Source organism: Streptomyces sp. YS-3, from assembly GCF_045257485.1.
Classification (GTDB): domain Bacteria; phylum Actinomycetota; class Actinomycetes; order Streptomycetales; family Streptomycetaceae; genus Streptomyces.
This window is the reverse complement of the sequence record NZ_JBJHPC010000029.1, coordinates 1-19,632: the sequence shown is the minus strand read 5'-3', so window position 1 is coordinate 19,632 and position 19,632 is coordinate 1. Positions and strand designations below refer to the sequence as shown.

Below are 19,632 nucleotides of genomic sequence, written 5' to 3'. Positions count from 1 at the left end.
TCTTAGAACCCTGTGCAACCCTTCTTGGTGCTTCTCCGTCTGACAAGTGTCGACAAACCGTGCCTGACAGACACGGCGGGGGGTACCAGGAGCAGCGACGAGGACTGAGGAGACCATGGCCGACCAGAGTGAGAGCGGCAGCGACCGAATATCCGGCGGTGGCCGCGGCCGGCGCCGTAAGCGCCCGGCTCCGCGCCGCCGTGTGCTGACGATCGCGGCCTGGTCCGCGGCGGGCGTGATCATGGTCGGCGGGGCCGGCCTCGGGTACGTCTACTTCAAGCTGAACGGCAACATCAAGGGCGTCGACATCAACGCCCAGCTCGGCACCGACCGCCCCCAGGACGTCGACAACGGATCCCTGGACATCCTGGTCCTCGGCTCCGACTCCCGGGCCGGTGCCAACAAGGAGTACGGCCAGGACGACGGCGGCGCCCGCTCCGACACCGCGATGGTCGTGCACGTCTACGAGGGCCACAAGAAGGCCAGCGTCGTCTCCATCCCCCGCGACACCCTGATCACGCGGCCCTCCTGCACCACCACGGACGGCAAGGAGGACCCCGGCGGCAAGCGGCAGATGTTCAACACCGCGTACGAGGTCGGTGGCCCGGCCTGTGCGGTCAAGACCGTCGAGCAGATGTCCGGCATCCGGATGGACCACTACATCGAGGTCGACTTCACCGGCTTCAAGAAGCTCATCGACCAGCTCGGCGGGGTGCCCGTCACCACCGCCAAGCCCATCAAGGACAGCAAGAGCCATCTGGACCTCCCGCCCGGCAGGCACACCCTCAACGGCGAGCAGGCGCTCGGTCTGGTGCGCACCCGGCACGGGGTGGGCGACGGCTCCGACCTCGGCCGCATCCAGCTCCAGCAGGCGTTCATCAAGGCCCTGATGGAGCGCGTCAAGGGCGTCGGCGTCTTCAGCAGCCCCACCAGGCTCTACGGGCTCGCGGACGCCGCCACCAAGGCGATCACCACCGACTCCGACCTGAACTCGGTCAACAAGCTGATCGGCTTCGGCAACGGGCTCAAGGGCCTGGGCTCCGACGACGTCCACATGATCACCCTGCCGGTGATGTACGACCCGGCGGACCCCAACCGCGTACTGCCGCAGCAGGCCCACTCCAAGGAGGTCTGGGACGCGCTGCTGCGGGACCAGCCGGTCCCCGCCTCCGCGACCCGGGACTCCGCGGGTGACAAGGGTGACGTCGGCGGCGTGGTGAAAACCGGCTGACCTGCGCTTTCGTCCCGCCGGGCGGCGCGTGGAATAGATCGGGGCCGACCCCGGTTTTGGGAGATGTGCCCAGTCCTGGCAGACTGGTACGTCGGCCCCGGTTCACGTGCGCGCAGTCCCGCGCGGACGACCCGGCGCCCTCCATGAACATAGGAGACACCCTTGAAGCGCGACATTCACCCCGAGTACGTCGAGACGCAGGTCAGCTGCACCTGTGGCGCGTCGTTCACCACCCGTAGCACCCTGGCCGAGGGCACCATCCGTGCCGAGGTCTGCTCCGAGTGCCACCCGTTCTACACGGGCAAGCAGAAGATCCTCGACACCGGTGGCCGTGTGGCCCGCTTCGAGGCCCGCTTCGGCAAGGCTGCTGCCGCCAAGAAGTAGCGAGCCACTGCGCCGGTCTTCGGCCGCCCCCGTGGGGGCGGCTGGGACCGGCGTTTTGCCGTTGCCCGCAGCCCCTTTCACGCACATACCCAGGAGAGCCCCCGATGTTCGAGGCGGTCGAGGAACTGATCGGCGAGCACGCCGATCTGGAGAAGAAGCTCGCCGACCCTTCGGTCCACGCCGACCAGGCGAACGCGCGCAAGCTCAACAAGCGCTACGCCGAACTGACGCCGATCGTCGGGACCTACCGCTCCTGGAAGCAGGCGGGCGAGGACATCGAGACGGGCAAGGAGTACGCGGCGGCCGACCCCGACTTCGCGGCCGAGGTCAAGGAGCTGGAGAAGCAGCGCGAGGAGCTGACGGAGAAGCTGCGGCTCCTCCTGGTCCCGCGCGACCCCAGCGACGACAAGGACGTCCTGCTGGAGATCAAGGCGGGCGCGGGCGGCGACGAGTCGGCCCTGTTCGCCGGTGACCTGCTGCGGATGTACCTGCGCTACGCCGAGCGCGTCGGCTGGAAGACCGAGATCATCGACGCCACCGAGTCCGAGCTGGGCGGCTACAAGGACGTCCAGGTCGCGGTGAAGACCAAGGGCGGCAACGGCGCCACCGAGCCCGGCCAGGGCGTCTGGGCGCGGCTGAAGTACGAGGGCGGGGTGCACCGCGTGCAGCGCGTGCCCGCCACCGAGTCGCAGGGCCGTATCCACACCTCCGCCGCCGGTGTGCTCGTCACGCCCGAGGCCGAGGAGGTCGACGTCGAGATCAACATGAACGACCTCCGCATCGACGTGTACCGCTCCTCCGGCCCCGGCGGCCAGTCCGTCAACACCACCGACTCCGCCGTGCGCATCACGCACCTGCCGACCGGTGTCGTCGCCTCCTGCCAGAACGAGAAGAGCCAGCTCCAGAACAAGGAGCAGGCCATGCGCATCCTGCGCTCGCGGCTGCTCGCCGCGGCCCAGGAGAAGGCCGAGGCCGAGGCCGCCGACGCCCGCCGCAGCCAGGTGCGTACCGTGGACCGCTCCGAGAAGATCCGCACGTACAACTATCCGGAGAACCGCATCTCGGACCACCGCGTCGGCTTCAAGGCGTACAACTTGGACCAGGTGCTCGACGGCGACCTGGACGCGATGATCCAGGCGTGTGTCGACGCCGACTCCGCCGCCAAGCTCGCCGCGGCGAGCTGACACCCGTAAGACACCCGGTACCTCTCCCGCCGCCACCACCGGGCGGGGGAGGCCCATTGCAGCCCGGAGGACCAGCGTGCCGCAACATTCTGGGGGGCGAACCCCAGGCCCCCGCAGTGTGCTGCTCGCGGAGGTGGCCCAGGCCACCCAGCGGCTGGCCGACGCCGGCGTGCCCTCGCCGCGCTTCGACGCGGAGGAGCTCGCCGCCCACATCCACGGCGTCAAGCGGGGCGAGCTGCACCTGGTCAAGGACGTCGACTTCGACGCCCGTTACTGGGAGGCCATCGCCCGCCGCGAGGCGCGCGAGCCGCTCCAGCACATCACCGGACGGGCGTTCTTCCGCTATCTGGAGCTCCAGGTGGGCCCCGGCGTCTTCGTGCCGCGCCCCGAGACCGAGTCGGTCGTCGGCTGGGCCATAGACGCCGTACGGGCCATGGACGTGGTCGAGCCGCTCATCGTCGACCTGTGCACCGGCTCCGGCGCGATCGCGCTGGCCATGGCGCAGGAGGTGCCCCGCTCCCGGGTGCACGCCGTAGAGCTCTCCGAGGACGCCCTCACCTGGACCCGCAAGAACGTCGAGGGCTCGCGCGTCGTGCTGCACCAGGGCGATGCCCTGACCGCGCTGCCCGAGCTGGACGGCCAGGTCGACCTGGTCATCTCCAACCCGCCGTACATCCCGCTCACCGAGTGGGAGTACGTCGCCCCCGAGGCCCGGGACCACGACCCCCAACTCGCCCTCTTCTCCGGCGAGGACGGCCTCGACACGATCCGGGGCATCGAGCGCACCGCCCACCGGCTGCTGCGGCCCGGCGGCCTCGTCGTCGTCGAGCACGCCGACACCCAGGGCGGCCAGGTGCCGTGGATCTTCAACGAGGAGGCCGGCTGGGCGGACGCGGCCGACCACCCCGACCTGAACAACCGGCCGCGCTTCGCGACGGCCCGCAAGGCGCTGCCGTGACCGCCTGGATTCCTTACCGCTTCATGACCGCGTACGTGTACGAGGAGGCCCGTTAAATGGCTCGGCGATACGACTGCAACGACGCGACCGACCGCACGACCGGTCTGCGCGAGGCCGCCTCCGCGGTGCGCCGCGGTGAACTCGTCGTCCTGCCGACGGACACCGTCTACGGCATCGGCGCCGACGCGTTCAGCGCCGAGGCCGTCGCCTCCCTGCTGGACGCCAAGGGCCGCGGGCGCAACATGCCCACCCCTGTCCTGATCGGGTCCCCGAACACGCTGCACGGCCTGGTGACGGACTTCTCCGAGCAGGCGTGGGAGCTCGTCGACGCGTTCTGGCCGGGCGCGCTGACCATCGTCGCCAAGCACCAGCCCTCGCTCCAGTGGGACCTGGGCGACACCCGGGGCACGGTCGCCATCCGGATGCCGCTGCACCCGGTCGCCATCGAACTGCTCACCGAGGTCGGCCCGATGGCCGTCTCCTCCGCCAACCTCACCGGGCACCCCTCGCCCGAGGACTGCGACGCCGCGCAGGAGATGCTCGGCGACTCCGTCTCGGTGTACCTGGACGGCGGCCCCACCCCGGGCATCGTCCCGTCGTCGATCGTCGACGTCACGGGGAAGGTGCCGGTGCTGCTGCGCGCGGGCGCGCTCGACGCCGACGAGCTGCGCAAGGTGGTACCCGACCTCGAGGTGGCGAATTGACAGCCCCTGAGACGGGGCGTGGCATAGGCACCGGGCTCACCGGCACTTTCCGCATCCTCCACGTCAGCACCGGCAACGTGTGCCGCTCGCCCATCACCGAGCGGCTGACCCGGCATGCCCTGTACGACCGCCTCGGCGACCCGTACACCGGCGGCCTGATCGTGGAGAGCGCGGGCACCTGGGGCCACGAGGGCGCCCCGATGGAGGCGAACGCGGCGGCGGTCCTGGCGGACTTCGGCGCGGACGCCTCCGGGTTCACGGGGCGCGAGCTCCTGGACGAGCACGTCATCACCGCGGACCTGGTCCTCACGGCCACCCGCGACCACCGCGCCCAGGTCATCTCCATGGGCCATTCGGCGGGGCTGCGCACCTTCACGCTGAAGGAGTTCACCCGGCTGGTGCGGGCCATAGACCCCACGACCCTGCCGGACCCCTCCGAGGACGGCATGGTCGAGCGCGCCCGCGCCCTGGTCCGCGCGGCGGCGGCGCTGCGCGGCTGGCTGCTGGCGCCCAGCGCGGAGGCGGACGAGGTGAACGACCCCTACGGCGCCCCGATCACCTTCTTCCGCTCGATCGGGGACGAGATCAACACGGCCCTGGAGCCGGTGGTCACGGCCCTGACGGGCGTGGCCGCGCCGCACTGAGGCCCGCGGGGGGCCAAACGGCGCGAGCGGCGCGCCGGAGGGGCTGACGGGAATCCGCCGGGCGCCGCGGGGCGCGTCGGCCTACATTGGATCCGACGCCCCACCACCACCTCCTGCCAGGCCCGGAGACCCCGATGACGGCCACCACCGCAGCCGCGTCCGCCGCCCGCGCCGCCGCCCCCGAGGGGGCGCTCGACGCCCTGCGGCGGCAGGACCCCGAGATCGCCGACGTGCTGCTCGGCGAGACCCGGCGGCAGGCCACCTCGCTCCAGCTCATCGCCGCCGAGAACTTCACCTCGCCCGCCGTGCTCGCGGCGCTCGGCTCCCCGCTCGGCAACAAGTACGCCGAGGGCTACCCCGGCGCCCGCCACCACGGCGGCTGCGAGCTCGTCGACGTGGCCGAGCGGATCGCCGTGGACCGGGCCAGAGCGCTCTTCGGGGCCGAGCACGCCAACGTACAGCCGCACTCCGGCTCCTCGGCGGTCCTGGCGGCCTACGCGGCGCTGCTGCGGCCGGGTGACACCGTGCTCGCCATGGGGCTCCCGTACGGGGGACACCTCACCCACGGCTCGCCCGCCAACTTCTCCGGCCGGTGGTTCGACTTCGTGGGCTACGGCGTCGACGCGGAGACCGGCCTCATCGACTACGAGGAGGTCGCCGCCCTCGCCGAGCGCCACCGCCCCAAGGCGATCGTCTGCGGCTCGATCTGCTACCCGCGCCACCCCGACTACGAGGCGTTCCGCGCGATCGCGGACGCGGTCGGCGCGTACCTCATCGCGGACGCGGCGCACCCCATGGGCCTGGTGGCCGGGGGAGCGGCGCCCAGCCCCGTCCCGTACGCGGACGTGGTGTGCGCGACCACCCACAAGGTGCTGCGCGGGCCGCGCGGCGGGATGCTGCTGTGCGGCGCGGAGCTGGCGGCCCGGGTCGACCGGGCGGTCTTCCCGTTCACCCAGGGCGGCGCCCAGATGCACACCATCGCCGCCAAGGCGGTCGCCTTCGGGGAGGCGGCCACCCCCGCGTTCACGGGGTACGCCCATCAGGTGGTCGCCAACGCGCGCGTGCTCGCGGCCGGGCTCGCCGCCGAGGGGTTCTCCGTCGTCACCGGCGGCACCGACACCCACCTCGTCCTGGCCGACCCGGCCCCCCTGGGCGCGGACGGGAAGGCCGCCAGGGGCCGTCTGGCGGGCGCGGGGATCGTCCTGGACGCCTGCGCCCTGCCGTACGACGGGGCGCGCGGCATCCGGCTCGGTACGGCCGCGGTGACCACCCAGGGGATGGGCGAGGCGGAGATGGCCAGGCTCGCGGTGCTCTTCTCCGCGGCGCTGCGCGAGGGCGGCGGCGCGGACGGCGACGGCCTCGCGCAGGTACGGGCCGAAGTGCGGGAACTGGCAGGGAGATTTCCCCCCTATCCGCACTAGAGAGGGTCGTCTGCAACCATCTCGTGTACCCGCGTGTCCTCAACCACGTAAGCGCGAAGCTAGTGTGTGGGGCTGAGATGGCCAGCGATACCTCTGGGGCAGCCCGTGCGTGAATACCTGCTGACGCTGTGCGTCACGGCCGCGGTGACCTACCTGCTCACCGGGCCGGTGCGGAAGTTCGCCATCGCGGCCGGCGCGATGCCGGCGATCCGCGCCCGGGACGTGCACCGCGAACCGACGCCGCGGCTCGGCGGCATCGCCATGTTCGGCGGACTGTGCGCGGGCCTGCTCGTCGCCGACCACCTCGACAGCCTCAACGGGGTCTTCGAGCGCTCCAACGAACCGCGCGCGCTGCTCTCCGGCGCCGCGCTGATCTGGATCATCGGCGTCCTGGACGACAAGTTCGAGATCGACGCCCTGATCAAGCTCGGCGGCCAGATGATCGCCGCCGGTGTGATGGTCGTACAGGGCCTGACGATCCTGTGGCTGCCCATCCCGGGCGTCGGCGCGGTCTCGCTCACCTCCTGGCAGGGCACGCTGCTCACGGTCGCCCTGGTGGTGATCACCATCAACGCGGTGAACTTCGTGGACGGCCTGGACGGCCTGGCCGCCGGCATGGTGTGCATCGCCGCCGCGGCGTTCTTCATGTACGCGTACCGGATCTGGTTCGGGTACGGCATCGAGGCGGCGGCCCCGGCCACCCTCTTCGCCGCCATCCTGATGGGGATGTGCCTGGGCTTCCTGCCGCACAACATGCACCCCGCGCGGATCTTCATGGGCGACTCGGGCTCGATGCTCATCGGGCTGGTCCTCGCCGCCGGCGCGATCTCCATCACCGGCCAGGTCGACCCGGACGCGCTGCGGATGAACCTCAGCCTCAGCGGCAGTGAGCGCGAGGCGACGCACGCGATGCTCCCGGTCTTCATCCCGCTGCTGATGCCGCTGACCATCATCGCCATCCCGATGGCCGACCTGGTGCTCGCGATCGTGCGGCGCACCTGGAAGGGCCAGTCGCCGTTCGCCGCCGACCGCGGACATCTGCACCACCGGCTGCTGGAGATCGGCCACAGCCACAGCCGCGCGGTGCTGATCATGTACTTCTGGGCGGCGCTGATCGCCTTCGGGACGCTGGCGTACTCGGTGCACTCGGCGTCGATGTGGATCGTCTTCGTGATCGTGGCGCTGAGCGCGGTCGGTCTGGTCCTGCTGCTGCTCCCGCGCTTCACCCCGCGCGCCCCGCGCTGGGCGGAGGCGTTCGTCCCGCCCCGCTACCGCCGCCGTACGCGGCCGGCCGGGGAGACGGCGGCCGAGGAGGCCGGCGAGGAGCGGGACGGCGAGGAGGGCGAGGACGGCGAGGAGGAGCGCACGCCGGTCGTCGCGGGCGTCTCCGGCGTCAACGGAGCGACCGCCATCGGCCCCCGTTCGCGCTTCCCCGACCGGCGGAAGACCGGCGCGTCACGCTGACGAATTGCCGCACCGCATCCCAATACCAGACAAGTTGCCGCCGTTCTTGCACATGCGCGCGCGTTCACTCTCATGTGTGACGGGCAGCACATCATCTTGGTAAAGACCTCATCAAATAGTTTGTGATACCGTTCACGAGACCCGGCAACAGAGCCGAAGGACCGTAGTGCGACGGCCCATTGGCCCGAGGGACCACCTCGGCCGGGGCCTACGCTCGTCCATGACGACACCCTGCCCCCACCAGTAAGCGGAGCTGCCGCCATGCCGTCCAACGACGCCCGCACCCTCCTTCGGACCGCCGTACCCACCGCTGCCGCCGGCGCGATCGCCGTCGCCGTCAGCGCCGGGGTCGCGGGCGGCAAGGGGGCCATCGGCGCCGCCATCGCGACGGTCGTGGTCATCGGCTTCATGGGCATCGGACTGCTCGTCCTGGAACGCACGGCGAAGAACCTGCCCCACCTGTTCCAGGCCATGGGGCTGATGCTGTACACGGCCCAACTGCTGTTGCTCTTCATCTTCGTCGCGGTCTTCAAGGACACGACGCTGTTCAACCCCAAGGCATTCGCCGCCACGCTCGTCGCGCTGACCCTCGTCTGGATCGGCATGCAGGCGCGTGCGTACATGAAGGCCAAGATCCTTTACGTCGAGCCGGATTCGGAGGCTCAGAAGCCCCAGAAATCCGGGTCTTCGTCGTGAAAGGTAGGGGCGGAATAAAAGCGAGTTCGAGACCCTGCTATCGTCCGGTGCCAACTGCGGCACTGCGGGCGCGGGCATCTGAGCTGACGCCTGCTCGAACGCGAGGCTTGATGCCCGACCGCCGCCCCATCATCCGTAACACCAGTCCAGTGCCGAACCGCGGCTGCGCGCCGCGCCGACACAACGAGGTTGCCGTACCTATGCGCCACGCTGAAGGAGCCCGCGGTGAGTGCTGACCCGACGCAGCTCGCTTTCGACACCAGTTGCCACCTGTTCCAGGACTGCGGTGGCTTCGAGGGTCCGGGCCTGCACTCGTTCCTGTTCAAGCCTCTCTGGGGCGACGCGGACGGCAACGGCGCCTATTTCAACAAGCCGATGCTGCTCGCCCTGCTGGGCTCGCTCATCATTGTGGGCTTCTTCTGGGCCGCCTTCCGTAAGCCGAAGGTCGTCCCCGGCAAGCTCCAGATGGTCGCCGAGGCGGGCTACGACTTCGTACGCCGCGGCATCGTCTACGAGACGCTGGGCAAGAAGGAGGGCGAGAAGTGGGTCCCCCTCATGGTCTCGATCTTCTTCTTCGTCTGGATGATGAACCTCTGGTCGATCGTCCCGGTCGCCCAGTTCCCGGTGACGTCGATCATCGCCTACCCGGCGGTTCTCGCGGCGATCGTCTACGTCATCTGGATGAGCGTCACCTTCAAGCGCCACGGTTTCGTCGGCGGCTTCAAGAACCTCACGGGCTACGACAAGACCCTCGGCGGCGTCCTGCCGCTGGTCATGGTCATCGAGTTCTTCTCGAACGTCCTCGTCCGCCCGTTCACGCACGCGGTGCGACTGTTCGCGAACATGTTCGCCGGGCACACCCTGCTGCTGCTCTTCACCATCGCCAGCTGGTACATGCTCAACGGCATCGGCATCGCGTACTCGGGTGTCTCGTTCGTGATGGTCATCGTGATGACCGGCTTCGAGCTCTTCATCCAGGCCGTCCAGGCGTACGTGTTCGTGCTTCTGGCCTGCAGCTTCATCCAGGGCGCCGTCGCCGAGCACCACTGACCGGCCGCCCGCACCTCACCACCCCCCAAGTCGTCCGGTGGCCAACCCCCACCGGTCCGTGAAAGAGAAGGAAGAACTGGCATGTCCCAGATCCTCGCTGCCTCCGACGGCGTCACCGGCTCCCTCAGCTCCGTCGGTTACGGCCTCGCCGCGATCGGCCCCGGCGTCGGCGTCGGCATCATCTTCGGTAACGGCACCCAGGCCATGGCTCGTCAGCCCGAGGCGGCCGGCCTGATCCGCGCCAACCAGATCCTCGGTTTCGCGTTCTGTGAGGCGCTGGCCCTCATCGGCCTCGTCATGCCGTTCGTCTACTAAGACGAGCGACGACTAGACCGATCCGACGAAAGGCACTGATGTGAACCTCACCATGGTTCAGCTGGCGGCCGAGGGCAAGGAAAACCCCCTCGTTCCGCCGTGGCCTGAGCTCGTCATCGGCCTGATCGCCTTTGTCATCGTCTTCGGCTTCCTCGCCAAGAAGCTCCTCCCGAACATCAACAAGGTTCTGGACGAGCGTCGCGAGGCCATCGAGGGCGGTATCGAGAAGGCCGAGGCCGCGCAGACCGAGGCTCAGAGCGTGCTGGAGCAGTACAAGGCCCAGCTCGCCGAGGCCCGCCACGAGGCCGCCCGCCTGCGCCAGGAGGCGACCGAGCAGGGCACCGCGCTCATCCAGGAGATGAGGGCGGAAGGCCAGCGGCAGCGTGAGGAGATCATCGCTGCCGGACACGCTCAGATCGAGGCCGACCGCAAGGCCGCCGCGCACGCGCTCCGCCAGGACGTCGGCAAGCTTGCCACCGACCTGGCCGGCAAGCTCGTCGGCGAGTCCCTGGAGGACCACGCCCGGCAGAGCCGCACGATCGACCGCTTCCTCGAGGGTCTTGAGGACAGCGCTGCGAAGGCCGAGGCCACGCGATGAACGGAGCGAGCCGCGAGGCACTGGCTGCCGCGCGCGAGCGTCTCGACGCGCTGATGGACAACACGTCCGTCGACGCGGCGAAGCTCGCCGGGGAGCTGGCGGCCGTCACCGCGCTGCTCGACCGCGAGGTGTCGCTGCGTCGGGTCCTCACCGACCCGTCGCAGCCCGCCGAGGCCAAGGCCGAGCTGGCCGGGCGCCTCCTCACCGGCCAGGTCGGCGGCGAGAGCACCGACCTGGTGAGCGGCATGGTCCGCTCCCGCTGGTCGCGGTCGCGCGACCTGGTGGACGCGCTGGAGGACCTGGCGAACACCGCCGACCTCACCGCGGCGCAGCAGACCGGTGCGCTGGACGACGTGGAGGACGAGCTGTTCCGGTTCGGCCGGATCGTCACCTCCAACGCCGACCTGCGCTCCGCGCTGACCCACCGCGGCGCCACCGAGTCCGCCAAGGGCGAGCTGCTGCGCAGCCTGCTCGGCGGCAAGGCGAACCCGGCCACCGAGCGGCTCGTCACGCGTCTTGTGACCAAGCCGCGTGGACGTAGCCTGGAAGCGGGACTCGAGTCCCTCTCCAAGCTCGCCGCGGAGCGCCGGCAGCGGATGGTCGCCGTGGTCACCTCGGCGGTACCGCTGACCGACGCACAGAAGCAGCGCCTCGGCGCCGCTCTGGCGAAGGTCTACGGCCGCCCGATGCACCTGAACCTGGACGTGGACCCGACGGTCCTCGGCGGGATCTCGGTGCGGGTCGGCGACGAGGTCATCGACGGCACCATCGCGCAGCGTCTCGACGAGGCGAGCCGGCGACTGGCCGGCTGACCTGCCTCGGCAGCGTCACCAACAACACAGGCAACACAGCGGCCCGGTTGGGCCGTGCAGAACTTGCAGAAGATTCCTGGGGGTCGCCCCCAGACCCCCTAAGAAGCTTCAGGCCCAACAAGGAGAGCAGGGAACCCAGATGGCGGAGCTCACGATCCGGCCGGAGGAGATCCGGGACGCACTGGAGAACTTCGTCCAGTCGTACCAGCCGGACGCGGCCTCGCGCGAGGAGGTCGGAACGGTCAGCGTTGCCGGCGACGGCATCGCGAAGGTGGAGGGCCTGCCCTCCGCCATGGCGAACGAGCTGCTGAAGTTCGAGGACGGCACCCTCGGTCTCGCCCTCAACCTCGAGGAGCGCGAGATCGGTGCGATCGTCCTCGGCGAATTCAACGGCATCGAGGAGGGTCAGCCGGTGCAGCGCACCGGTGAGGTCCTCTCCGTAGGCGTCGGCGAGGGCTACCTCGGCCGCGTCGTCGACCCGCTCGGCAACCCGATCGACGGTCTCGGCGAGATCGCGACCGAAGGCCGCCGCGCCCTCGAGCTGCAGGCCCCGGGCGTCATGGTCCGCAAGTCGGTCCACGAGCCGATGCAGACCGGCTACAAGGCCGTCGACGCGATGGTGCCGATCGGCCGTGGCCAGCGTCAGCTGATCATCGGCGACCGCCAGACCGGCAAGACCGCGCTGGCCGTCGACACGATCATCAACCAGCGCGACAACTGGCGCTCGGGCGACGTGAACAAGCAGGTCCGCTGCATCTACGTCGCCATCGGCCAGAAGGGCTCGACCATCGCGTCCGTTCGCGGCGCCCTGGAAGAGGCCGGCGCGCTCGAGTACACGACGATCGTCGCCGCCCCGGCGTCCGACCCGGCCGGCTTCAAGTACCTGGCGCCGTACACCGGTTCCGCCATCGGCCAGCACTGGATGTACGCCGGCAAGCACGTCCTGATCATCTTCGACGACCTGTCGAAGCAGGCCGACGCCTACCGCGCCGTGTCGCTGCTGCTGCGCCGCCCGCCGGGCCGTGAGGCCTACCCGGGCGACGTCTTCTACCTGCACTCGCGTCTGCTGGAGCGCTGCGCCAAGCTCTCCGACGACATGGGCGCCGGTTCGATGACCGGTCTGCCGATCGTCGAGACCAAGGCGAACGACGTGTCGGCGTTCATCCCGACCAACGTCATCTCCATCACCGACGGCCAGTGCTTCCTGGAGTCCGACCTGTTCAACGCCGGCCAGCGCCCGGCCCTGAACGTCGGTATCTCGGTCTCCCGCGTCGGTGGCTCGGCCCAGCACAAGGCCATGAAGCAGGTCTCCGGCCGGCTTCGCGTGGACCTCGCCCAGTACCGCGAGCTGGAGGCGTTCGCCGCCTTCGGTTCCGACCTGGACGCGGCCTCGAAGTCCTCGCTGGAGCGCGGCAAGCGCATGGTCGAGCTCCTGAAGCAGGGCCAGTACCAGCCGATGCCGGTCGAGGAGCAGGTCGTCTCCGTCTGGGCCGGCACCACCGGCAAGATGGACGACGTCCCGGTCGCCGACATCCGCCGCTTCGAGTCGGAGCTGCTGGAGTACCTGCGCCGCGAGCGCAAGGAGCTCCTCACCTCCATCGCCGAGGGCGGCAAGATGTCGGACGACACCCTGCAGTCGATCGCCGACGCCATCACGGCCTTCAAGCGGCAGTTCGAGACCTCGGACGGCAAGCTCCTGGGCGACGACGCGCCGGCCGTCAACGTCTCCAAGTGACGACGGAAGGGACCTGACTCATGGGAGCGCAGCTCCGGGTCTACAAGCGTCGCATCCGTGCCGTCACGGCGACCAAGAAGATCACCAAGGCGATGGAGATGATCGCCGCCTCGCGCATCGTCAAGGCGCAGCGCAAGGTGGCGGCCTCGATGCCGTACGCGACCGAGCTCACCCGCGCGGTGACGGCGGTGGCGACCGGCTCGAACACCAACCACGCCCTGACCACCGAGGTCGAGACGCCGACCCGGGCCGCGGTCCTGCTCATCACGAGCGACCGCGGTCTGGCCGGCGGCTACTCCTCGAACGCCATCAAGCAGGCGGAGCGGCTCACCGAGCGGCTGCGCGGCGAGGGCAAGGACGTCGACGCTTACGTCGTCGGCCGCAAGGGTGTGGCGTACTACGGCTTCCGTGAGCGCAAGATCATGGAGTCGTGGACCGGTTTCACCGACAGCCCGGCCTACGCGGACGCCAAGCGCGTCGCGGCGCCGCTGATCGAGGCCATCCAGAAGGACACGGCCGAGGGCGGCGTCGATGAGTTGCACATCGTCTACACGGAGTTCGTGTCGATGATGACGCAGAACGCGGTCGACGGCCGGATGCTGCCGCTCAGCCTCGACAAGCCCGAGGAGGAGACCGGTGCGAAGGGCGAGATCCTTCCGCTGTTCGACTTCGAGCCGTCGGCGGAGGACGTCCTCGACGCCCTGCTGCCGCGCTACGTCGAGAGCCGTATCTACAACGCACTGCTGCAGTCGGCCGCTTCCGAGCACGCCGCCCGCCGCCGCGCGATGAAGTCGGCGACCGACAACGCCGGGGATCTCATCAAGAGCCTCTCCCGGCTTGCCAACGCGGCCCGCCAGGCCGAAATCACCCAGGAAATCAGCGAGATCGTCGGTGGCGCGAGCGCCATGGCCGACGCGACCGCGGGGAGTGACAAGTAAGTGACGACGACTACCGAGAACGCAGTGACGGCCGCCGCCACGGGCCGCGTCGCCCGGGTCATCGGCCCGGTCGTCGACGTGGAGTTCCCCGTCGACGCGATGCCGGAGATCTACAACGCCCTCAAGGTCCAGGTCGCCGACCCGGCCGAGGACGGCAAGCTCAAGACGCTGACCCTGGAAGTCGCCCAGCACCTGGGTGACGGCCTGGTCCGCACCATCTCGATGCAGCCCACCGACGGTCTGGTCCGCCAGGCCCCGGTGACCGACACGGGCGAGGGCATCACCGTCCCCGTCGGTGACTTCACCAAGGGCAAGGTGTTCAACACCCTGGGCGAGGTGCTGAACTACCCGGAGACCAACGCCGAGGTCACCGAGCGCTGGCCGATCCACCGCAAGGCGCCGTCCTTCGACGAGCTCGAGTCGAAGACCGAGATGTTCGAGACCGGCGTCAAGGTCATCGACCTCCTCACCCCGTACGTCAAGGGTGGAAAGATCGGTCTGTTCGGTGGTGCCGGTGTCGGCAAGACCGTGCTGATCCAGGAAATGATCTACCGCGTCGCCAACAACCACGACGGTGTGTCGGTGTTCGCGGGCGTCGGTGAGCGTACCCGTGAGGGCAACGACCTCATCGAGGAGATGGGCGACTCGGGCGTCATCGACAAGACCGCCCTGGTCTTCGGCCAGATGGACGAGCCCCCGGGCACCCGTCTGCGGGTCGCGCTGGCCGGTCTGACGATGGCGGAGTACTTCCGTGACGTCCAGAAGCAGGACGTCCTCTTCTTCATCGACAACATCTTCCGGTACACCCAGGCCGGTTCCGAGGTGTCGACCCTGCTCGGCCGTATGCCCTCCGCGGTGGGCTACCAGCCGAACCTGGCCGACGAGATGGGTCTCCTCCAGGAGCGCATCACCTCGACCCGTGGTCACTCGATCACCTCGATGCAGGCGATCTACGTCCCCGCGGACGACCTGACCGACCCGGCCCCGGCCACCACCTTCGCCCACCTCGACGCGACGACGGTTCTCTCCCGTCCGATCTCCGAGAAGGGCATCTACCCGGCCGTGGACCCGCTGGACTCGACGTCCCGCATCCTCGACCCGCGGTACATCGCGGCGGACCACTACGCCGCCGCCATGCGTGTCAAGGGGATCCTCCAGAAGTACAAGGACCTCCAGGACATCATCGCGATCCTCGGTATCGACGAGCTGGGCGAGGAGGACAAGCTCGTTGTCCACCGTGCCCGCCGTGTCGAGCGCTTCCTGTCGCAGAACACCCACGTCGCCAAGCAGTTCACCGGCGTGGACGGTTCGGACGTGCCGCTCGAGGAGTCGATCACCGCGTTCAACGCGATCTGCGACGGTGAGTACGACCACTTCCCCGAGCAGGCGTTCTTCATGTGCGGTGGCATCGAGGACCTGAAGGCCAACGCCAAGGAGCTCGGCGTCTCCTGACCCGAGCCGGTTTCCGTGACGACGAGGGGGCGGGTGCGTCCCGTCCCCTCGCTCACGCCCACTAGACTTTGACCCAACACCCGGCAGCAACCGCCGGGTGGTGACCCGAGGAGCCCACCTTGGCTGCTGAGCTGCACGTCGAGCTCGTCGCCGCGGACCGCAGTGTCTGGTCCGGCGAGGCCACCCTGGTCGTCGCGCGTACCGCGTCCGGCGACATCGGCGTCATGCCCGGTCACCAGCCGCTCCTCGGAGTGCTGGAGTCCGGCCCGGTGACCATCCGTACGAGCGAGGGCGGCACCGTCGTCGCCGCTGTGCACGGCGGGTTCATCTCGTTCGCGGACAACAAGCTCTCCATGCTCGCGGAGATCGCGGAGCTCGCGGACGAGATCGATGTCCAGCGCGCCGAGCGTGCGCTGGAGAGCGCCAAGTCGGTCGAGGACGGCGCCGCCGAGCGCCGCGCCGAGGTCCGGCTGCGTACGGTGTCGGTGCGCTAGCACCCCGCCGAAGAGTTTTGCCCTCAGCCGCGGTCACGGGTCTGGAGTCTTCCGGACCCGGCCGCGGCTGAGGTCGATGCAGGCACGAGTGACCGGGGCGATCCCCCGGCCCCGAATGGAGCGAGGAGGTCGGTGTAGATGACCCTCGTTCTGCTTGTGGGCGGCCTGGTCGTCGCGCTGGTACTGGTGGGACTCTTCGTCTTCGGTCTGCGCCGGCGGCTGATCCAGCGTTCCGGCGGGACCTTCGACTGCAGTCTGCGCTGGGACGTGCCCGAGGGCGGCGATCCCGGCGGCAAGGGCTGGGTGTACGGAGTCGCGCGGTACAGCGGTGACCGGATCGAGTGGTTCCGGGTCTTCTCCTACGCGCCTCGGCCGCGGCGGCTCCTGGAGCGCTCCGCGATCGAGGTCGTGACCCGGCGCAAGCCGGCGGGGGAGGAGGAGCTGGCGCTCCTGTCCGACGCGATCGTGCTCGGCTGTACGCACCGGGGAGTGCGCCTGGAGCTGGCGATGAGCGAGGACGCGCTCACGGGCTTCCTGGCATGGCTGGAGGCGGCGCCGCCGGGGCAACGGGTCAACGTGGCTTAGCCGGGGCTTCGCCCCGGAACCCTGTCTCGTTTCGTCCGCGGGCCGTGGTCGGCTGGTCGCGCAGTTCCCCGCGCCCCTTGGGCACAGCGGACCACCGGCCCGCGGACGAAGGGGCAACACCGGGGGGAGGGGGATGGGCCCTCGCCCCGATGCCGGAGCCGGGGGCTACCTCAGGCCCGAGTCGATCGCCGTGATCAGCTCGCCGCCAGGCGTATCGCCGCTGAACTCCCAGAAGAACGCCCCCCTGAGACCCTGGGCCTTCGCGTACGCCATCTTGCCCGCGATCGTCGACGGTGTGTCGTAGCTCCACCAGTTGGAGCCGCAGTGGGCGTACGCCGTGCCCGCGATGGTGCCCGTCGCCGGGCAGGCGCTCTTGAGGATCTTGTAGTCCTCGATGCCCTGTTCGTACGTTCCGGGCGCCGGGCCCGTCGCCGTGCCGCCCGGGGCGTCCTGGGTGACGCCGGTCCAGCCGCGGCCGTAGAACCCGATCCCCAGGTTGAGCTTGCTCGCGGGGACGCCCTTGCCCCGGTACTTCTGGATCGCCGCGTCCGTATGGAAGCCGGCGATCGGGATGCCGTTGTACGAGGTGAGCGGGGAGTGCGGGGCCGTGGGTCCCTTCGCGTCCCAGGCGCCGAAGAAGTCGTACGTCATCACGTTGTACCAGTCGACGTAACTCGCCGCCCCGGCGTAGTCGGCCTGGTCCATCTTGCCGCCCGCGGAGCCGTCGGCCGTCACGGCCGCCGTCACCAGGTTCGAGGGGCCGAACTTGGCGCGCACCGCGGCCAGCAGGTTCTTCAGCGCGGCCGGGCCGCTGGTGTCGCAGGAGAGCCCGCAGGCGTTGGGGTACTCCCAGTCGATGTCGATGCCGTCGAAGACATCGGCCCAGCGAGGGTCCTCGACCAGGCGGTAGCAGGAGTCGGCGAAGGCCGTGGGGTTGGCCGCCGCCGCGCCGAAGCCGCCCGACCAGGTCCAGCCGCCGAACGACCACAGGATCTTGATGTTCGGGTACTTCTTCTTCAGCTCGCGCAGCTGGTTGATGCTGCCCGCGACCGGCTGGTCCCAGGTGTCCGCGGTGCCGTCGACGCTGGAGGAGGCGTCGTACGTCTTCTGGTAGTCGGCGTAGGCGTCACCGATGGCGCACTGGCCGCCCGTGACGTTGCCGAAGGCGTAGTTGATGTGGGTCAGCTTGGCCGCCGAGCCCGAGGTGACGATGTTCTTCACGTGGTAGTTGCGCTGGTAGACGCCCCAGTCGGCGAAGTAGCCGAGCTTGACCGCGGAGCCGGGGCCGGGGTTGCCGCCGCCGCCCGTGGTGGTGACGGTGACCGAGCCGGAGGCCGGGCCGGTCTGGTCGGCGGTGTCGCGCGCGGTCACGCTGTACGTGTAGGCCGTCCCGGCGGTCAGCCCCGAGTCGGCGTACGTGGTCCCGGTCACCGTGGCGATCTTCGCGGAGCCCCGGTAGACGTCGTAGTTCTTGACGCCCTTGTCGTCGGTGGCGGCGGTCCACGCCAGGCTCACCGAGGTGTCGGTGACGCCGCTCGCCCTCGGGGTGCCGGGCGCGGACGGCGGGCTGTCGCCCGGCGGGGTCGTACCGCCGTCGCAGGAGCCCCCGTTGAGCCTGCAGCCCGAGGGGGAGCCGGAGCCCGCGCCGTTGAAGCCGAAGGTGATGGCGGCGCCCGGCGCGAGTGTGCCGTTGTAGGACTTGTTCCTGGCGGTCCAGTGGTTGGCGTCATGGGTGACGTCCGCGTCCCAGGCCGAGGTCACGGAGGTACCGGTGGGGTAGTCCCACTCGACGGTCCAGGAGCTGAGGGTCGTGGTGCCGGTGTTCTTCACCGTCCACTGGGCGCCGAAGCCGGAGCCCCAGTCCTGGGTCTTGGTGTAGGTGGCGGTCGCGGAGGCGGCGGCCACGGCGGAGGAGGCGCCGGCCAGGCCGACGAGCGCGGCCAGGGGAAGGGCCAGCGCGGTGAGGGTGGCGGCGGCTCGGGTTCTGAGGCGGGTACGGGTGCGGATGCGCGTGGGAGTGCTCAAGGAGGCTCCTCGAGTGAGGTCCGACGGGTGTGGGGGTGGGACCTTGCTCCGCCCGGTGAACGCACGCCCACGGTGTGGGCACGCTCACACAGCAGTGCCGTGAGCGTAGAAAGGTCTGGACCAAGCGTCAAGAGGTCCAGACCAGCGGCCGGAAACCGTCCTCAGATGCCCAACTCCTGGGCCAGCACGGCCGCTTGGACCCGGCTGCGCAGCTCCAGCTTGCCCAGCAGCCGGCTGACGTGCGTCTTCACCGTCGCCTCCGCCATCGCCAGCCGCTCGGCGATCTCCGCGTTCGACAGCCCCTCGCCCAGACAGGACAGCACCTCGCTCTCCCGCCGGGTGAGCGTGTCCAGCGCGGCCGGCCGCTCGGCCGCGGGCCGTGCCGTCGACGGGGCGGCGAACTCCGCGATCAGCCGCCGGGTCACCGCCGGGGCGATCGTGCCCTCCCCGCGCGCCACCGTCCGTACCGCCTCGATCAGATCCCGGGCCTCCGCGTTCTTCAGCAGGAACCCCGCGGCGCCCGCCCGCAGCGCCCCGAACACGTAGGCGTCGAGGTCGAACGTCGTCAGGACGAGCACGTCCGCCAGCCGTTCCGCGACCACCCGGCGGGTCGCCGCGACCCCGTCCAGCCGGGGCATCTGCACATCCATCAGCACCACATCGGGCCGCAGCTCCCGGGCCAGGCGCACCGCCTCCTCGCCGTCCGCGGCCTCCCCGGCCACCTCGATGTCCGGGGCGCTGCCCAGGATCAGGACCAGCCCGGCCCGTACCGCCGACTGGTCCTCCGCGACCAGCACCCGGATCGTCATCGCCGCGACTCGCTTTCCCCGATGGGCAGTTCGGCCCGTACCCGCCAGATCCCACGGCCGTCCGCCGCCGGCTCGGGCCCCGACGCGAAGGTCCCGCCGAGCAGCACCACCCGCTCCCGCATCCCCACCAGAC

The 19,632-nt window shown here is 70.0% G+C and carries 20 protein-coding genes and 1 pseudogene; 18 read left to right on the top strand and 3 right to left on the bottom strand.

The features are described from left to right. Positions 1 to 115: 115 nt before the first annotated feature. From ACJA3G_RS04960 to ACJA3G_RS04875, 18 genes are all read left to right on the top strand, one after another. The gene (locus ACJA3G_RS04960) at positions 116 to 1,231 is read left to right on the top strand and encodes an LCP family protein (protein WP_406551636.1); all 1,116 of its coding nucleotides are present in this window, start codon (positions 116 to 118) and stop codon (positions 1,229 to 1,231) included. Between the two features lie 162 nt (positions 1,232 to 1,393). Continuing rightward, positions 1,394 to 1,615 (top strand): 50S ribosomal protein L31, encoded by a 222-nt coding sequence (rpmE, locus tag ACJA3G_RS04955; RefSeq protein ID WP_101390144.1) that lies wholly within the window; start codon positions 1,394 to 1,396, stop codon positions 1,613 to 1,615. Between the two features lie 104 nt (positions 1,616 to 1,719). Further along, entirely contained in the window at positions 1,720 to 2,799 is a 1,080-nt protein-coding gene (gene prfA, locus ACJA3G_RS04950; protein ID WP_406551635.1) for a peptide chain release factor 1, read from the top strand. A 76-nt stretch (positions 2,800 to 2,875) separates the two neighbouring features. Next, positions 2,876 to 3,757, top strand: coding sequence for a peptide chain release factor N(5)-glutamine methyltransferase (gene prmC, locus ACJA3G_RS04945; RefSeq protein WP_406551634.1), 882 nt, complete (start codon positions 2,876 to 2,878; stop codon positions 3,755 to 3,757). Positions 3,758 to 3,813: 56 nt separating this feature from the next. After that, positions 3,814 to 4,461 (top strand): L-threonylcarbamoyladenylate synthase, encoded by a 648-nt coding sequence (locus ACJA3G_RS04940; RefSeq protein ID WP_365102388.1) that lies wholly within the window; start codon positions 3,814 to 3,816, stop codon positions 4,459 to 4,461. Continuing rightward, positions 4,458 to 5,105, top strand: a complete 648-nt coding sequence (locus tag ACJA3G_RS04935) for a protein-tyrosine-phosphatase (protein WP_406551633.1) — start codon at positions 4,458 to 4,460, stop codon at positions 5,103 to 5,105. The genes ACJA3G_RS04940 and ACJA3G_RS04935 overlap by 4 nt, the downstream gene beginning before the upstream one ends. A 134-nt stretch (positions 5,106 to 5,239) precedes the next feature. After that, positions 5,240 to 6,526 carry a serine hydroxymethyltransferase gene (gene glyA / locus ACJA3G_RS04930; protein WP_406551632.1) on the top strand — a complete coding sequence of 429 codons (1,287 nt, stop codon included), beginning with the start codon at positions 5,240 to 5,242 and terminating at the stop codon, positions 6,524 to 6,526. Positions 6,527 to 6,619: 93 nt separating this feature from the next. Continuing rightward, on the top strand, positions 6,620 to 7,990 hold the full coding sequence (locus ACJA3G_RS04925) for an MraY family glycosyltransferase (RefSeq protein WP_406551642.1): 1,371 nt from the start codon (positions 6,620 to 6,622) through the stop codon (positions 7,988 to 7,990). Between the two features lie 261 nt (positions 7,991 to 8,251). Then, entirely contained in the window at positions 8,252 to 8,686 is a 435-nt protein-coding gene (locus ACJA3G_RS04920) for a hypothetical protein (protein WP_406551631.1), read from the top strand. A 225-nt stretch (positions 8,687 to 8,911) separates the two neighbouring features. Beyond that, positions 8,912 to 9,736: a F0F1 ATP synthase subunit A gene (gene atpB / locus ACJA3G_RS04915; RefSeq protein WP_406551630.1), complete on the top strand. Its 825-nt coding sequence runs from the start codon at positions 8,912 to 8,914 to the stop codon at positions 9,734 to 9,736. Between the two features lie 81 nt (positions 9,737 to 9,817). Beyond that, positions 9,818 to 10,051 (top strand): ATP synthase F0 subunit C, encoded by a 234-nt coding sequence (atpE, locus tag ACJA3G_RS04910; protein WP_344069828.1) that lies wholly within the window; start codon positions 9,818 to 9,820, stop codon positions 10,049 to 10,051. 52 nt (positions 10,052 to 10,103) lie between these two features. Next, positions 10,104 to 10,649: a F0F1 ATP synthase subunit B gene (locus ACJA3G_RS04905; RefSeq protein WP_188275741.1), complete on the top strand. Its 546-nt coding sequence runs from the start codon at positions 10,104 to 10,106 to the stop codon at positions 10,647 to 10,649. Then, a complete protein-coding gene (locus ACJA3G_RS04900; RefSeq protein ID WP_406551629.1) occupies positions 10,646 to 11,461 on the top strand; it encodes a F0F1 ATP synthase subunit delta in 816 nt (271 codons plus the stop codon). The genes ACJA3G_RS04905 and ACJA3G_RS04900 overlap by 4 nt, the downstream gene beginning before the upstream one ends. A gap of 139 nt (positions 11,462 to 11,600) precedes the next feature. Next, positions 11,601 to 13,196: a F0F1 ATP synthase subunit alpha gene (atpA, locus tag ACJA3G_RS04895; protein ID WP_406551628.1), complete on the top strand. Its 1,596-nt coding sequence runs from the start codon at positions 11,601 to 11,603 to the stop codon at positions 13,194 to 13,196. Between the two features lie 20 nt (positions 13,197 to 13,216). Further along, on the top strand, positions 13,217 to 14,134 hold the full coding sequence (locus ACJA3G_RS04890) for a F0F1 ATP synthase subunit gamma (protein WP_406551627.1): 918 nt from the start codon (positions 13,217 to 13,219) through the stop codon (positions 14,132 to 14,134). Next, positions 14,135 to 15,586: a F0F1 ATP synthase subunit beta gene (atpD, locus tag ACJA3G_RS04885; RefSeq protein WP_406551626.1), complete on the top strand. Its 1,452-nt coding sequence runs from the start codon at positions 14,135 to 14,137 to the stop codon at positions 15,584 to 15,586. Between the two features lie 119 nt (positions 15,587 to 15,705). After that, positions 15,706 to 16,080 (top strand): F0F1 ATP synthase subunit epsilon, encoded by a 375-nt coding sequence (locus tag ACJA3G_RS04880; RefSeq protein ID WP_406551625.1) that lies wholly within the window; start codon positions 15,706 to 15,708, stop codon positions 16,078 to 16,080. A 138-nt stretch (positions 16,081 to 16,218) separates the two neighbouring features. Further along, positions 16,219 to 16,665, top strand: coding sequence for a DUF2550 domain-containing protein (locus tag ACJA3G_RS04875; protein WP_358833297.1), 447 nt, complete (start codon positions 16,219 to 16,221; stop codon positions 16,663 to 16,665). A 165-nt stretch (positions 16,666 to 16,830) separates the two neighbouring features. Here the strand turns inward: ACJA3G_RS04875 and ACJA3G_RS04870 are convergent, their stop codons facing one another. From ACJA3G_RS04870 to ACJA3G_RS04860, 3 genes and pseudogenes are all read right to left on the bottom strand, one after another. After that, positions 16,831 to 18,690 carry a glycosyl hydrolase family 18 protein gene (locus ACJA3G_RS04870; protein ID WP_406551624.1) on the bottom strand — a complete coding sequence of 620 codons (1,860 nt, stop codon included), beginning with the start codon at positions 18,688 to 18,690 and terminating at the stop codon, positions 16,831 to 16,833. Between the two features lie 161 nt (positions 18,691 to 18,851). Then, positions 18,852 to 19,499, bottom strand: coding sequence for a response regulator (locus tag ACJA3G_RS04865; protein ID WP_406551623.1), 648 nt, complete (start codon positions 19,497 to 19,499; stop codon positions 18,852 to 18,854). Further along, a pseudogene (locus tag ACJA3G_RS04860) lies at positions 19,496 to 19,632 on the bottom strand (two-component sensor histidine kinase); the annotation flags it as partial. The gene ACJA3G_RS04865 and the pseudogene ACJA3G_RS04860, both read right to left, overlap by 4 nt.

What these genes read in the sequence shown, in the direction of transcription:
- ACJA3G_RS04875 (WP_358833297.1), top strand. Translation starts at nt 16,219, where the DNA reads ATGACCCTCGTTCTGCTTGTGGGCGGCCTGGTCGTCGCGCTGGTACTG.
- glyA (WP_406551632.1), top strand. Translation starts at nt 5,240, where the DNA reads ATGACGGCCACCACCGCAGCCGCGTCCGCCGCCCGCGCCGCCGCCCCC.
- ACJA3G_RS04905 (WP_188275741.1), top strand. Translation starts at nt 10,104, where the DNA reads ATGGTTCAGCTGGCGGCCGAGGGCAAGGAAAACCCCCTCGTTCCGCCG.
- prfA (WP_406551635.1), top strand. Translation starts at nt 1,720, where the DNA reads ATGTTCGAGGCGGTCGAGGAACTGATCGGCGAGCACGCCGATCTGGAG.
- ACJA3G_RS04865 (WP_406551623.1), bottom strand. Translation starts at nt 19,499, where the DNA reads ATGACGATCCGGGTGCTGGTCGCGGAGGACCAGTCGGCGGTACGGGCC.
- atpE (WP_344069828.1), top strand. Translation starts at nt 9,818, where the DNA reads ATGTCCCAGATCCTCGCTGCCTCCGACGGCGTCACCGGCTCCCTCAGC.
- ACJA3G_RS04920 (WP_406551631.1), top strand. Translation starts at nt 8,252, where the DNA reads ATGCCGTCCAACGACGCCCGCACCCTCCTTCGGACCGCCGTACCCACC.
- ACJA3G_RS04900 (WP_406551629.1), top strand. Translation starts at nt 10,646, where the DNA reads ATGAACGGAGCGAGCCGCGAGGCACTGGCTGCCGCGCGCGAGCGTCTC.
- atpA (WP_406551628.1), top strand. Translation starts at nt 11,601, where the DNA reads ATGGCGGAGCTCACGATCCGGCCGGAGGAGATCCGGGACGCACTGGAG.
- ACJA3G_RS04940 (WP_365102388.1), top strand. Translation starts at nt 3,814, where the DNA reads ATGGCTCGGCGATACGACTGCAACGACGCGACCGACCGCACGACCGGT.
- ACJA3G_RS04960 (WP_406551636.1), top strand. Translation starts at nt 116, where the DNA reads ATGGCCGACCAGAGTGAGAGCGGCAGCGACCGAATATCCGGCGGTGGC.
- ACJA3G_RS04890 (WP_406551627.1), top strand. Translation starts at nt 13,217, where the DNA reads ATGGGAGCGCAGCTCCGGGTCTACAAGCGTCGCATCCGTGCCGTCACG.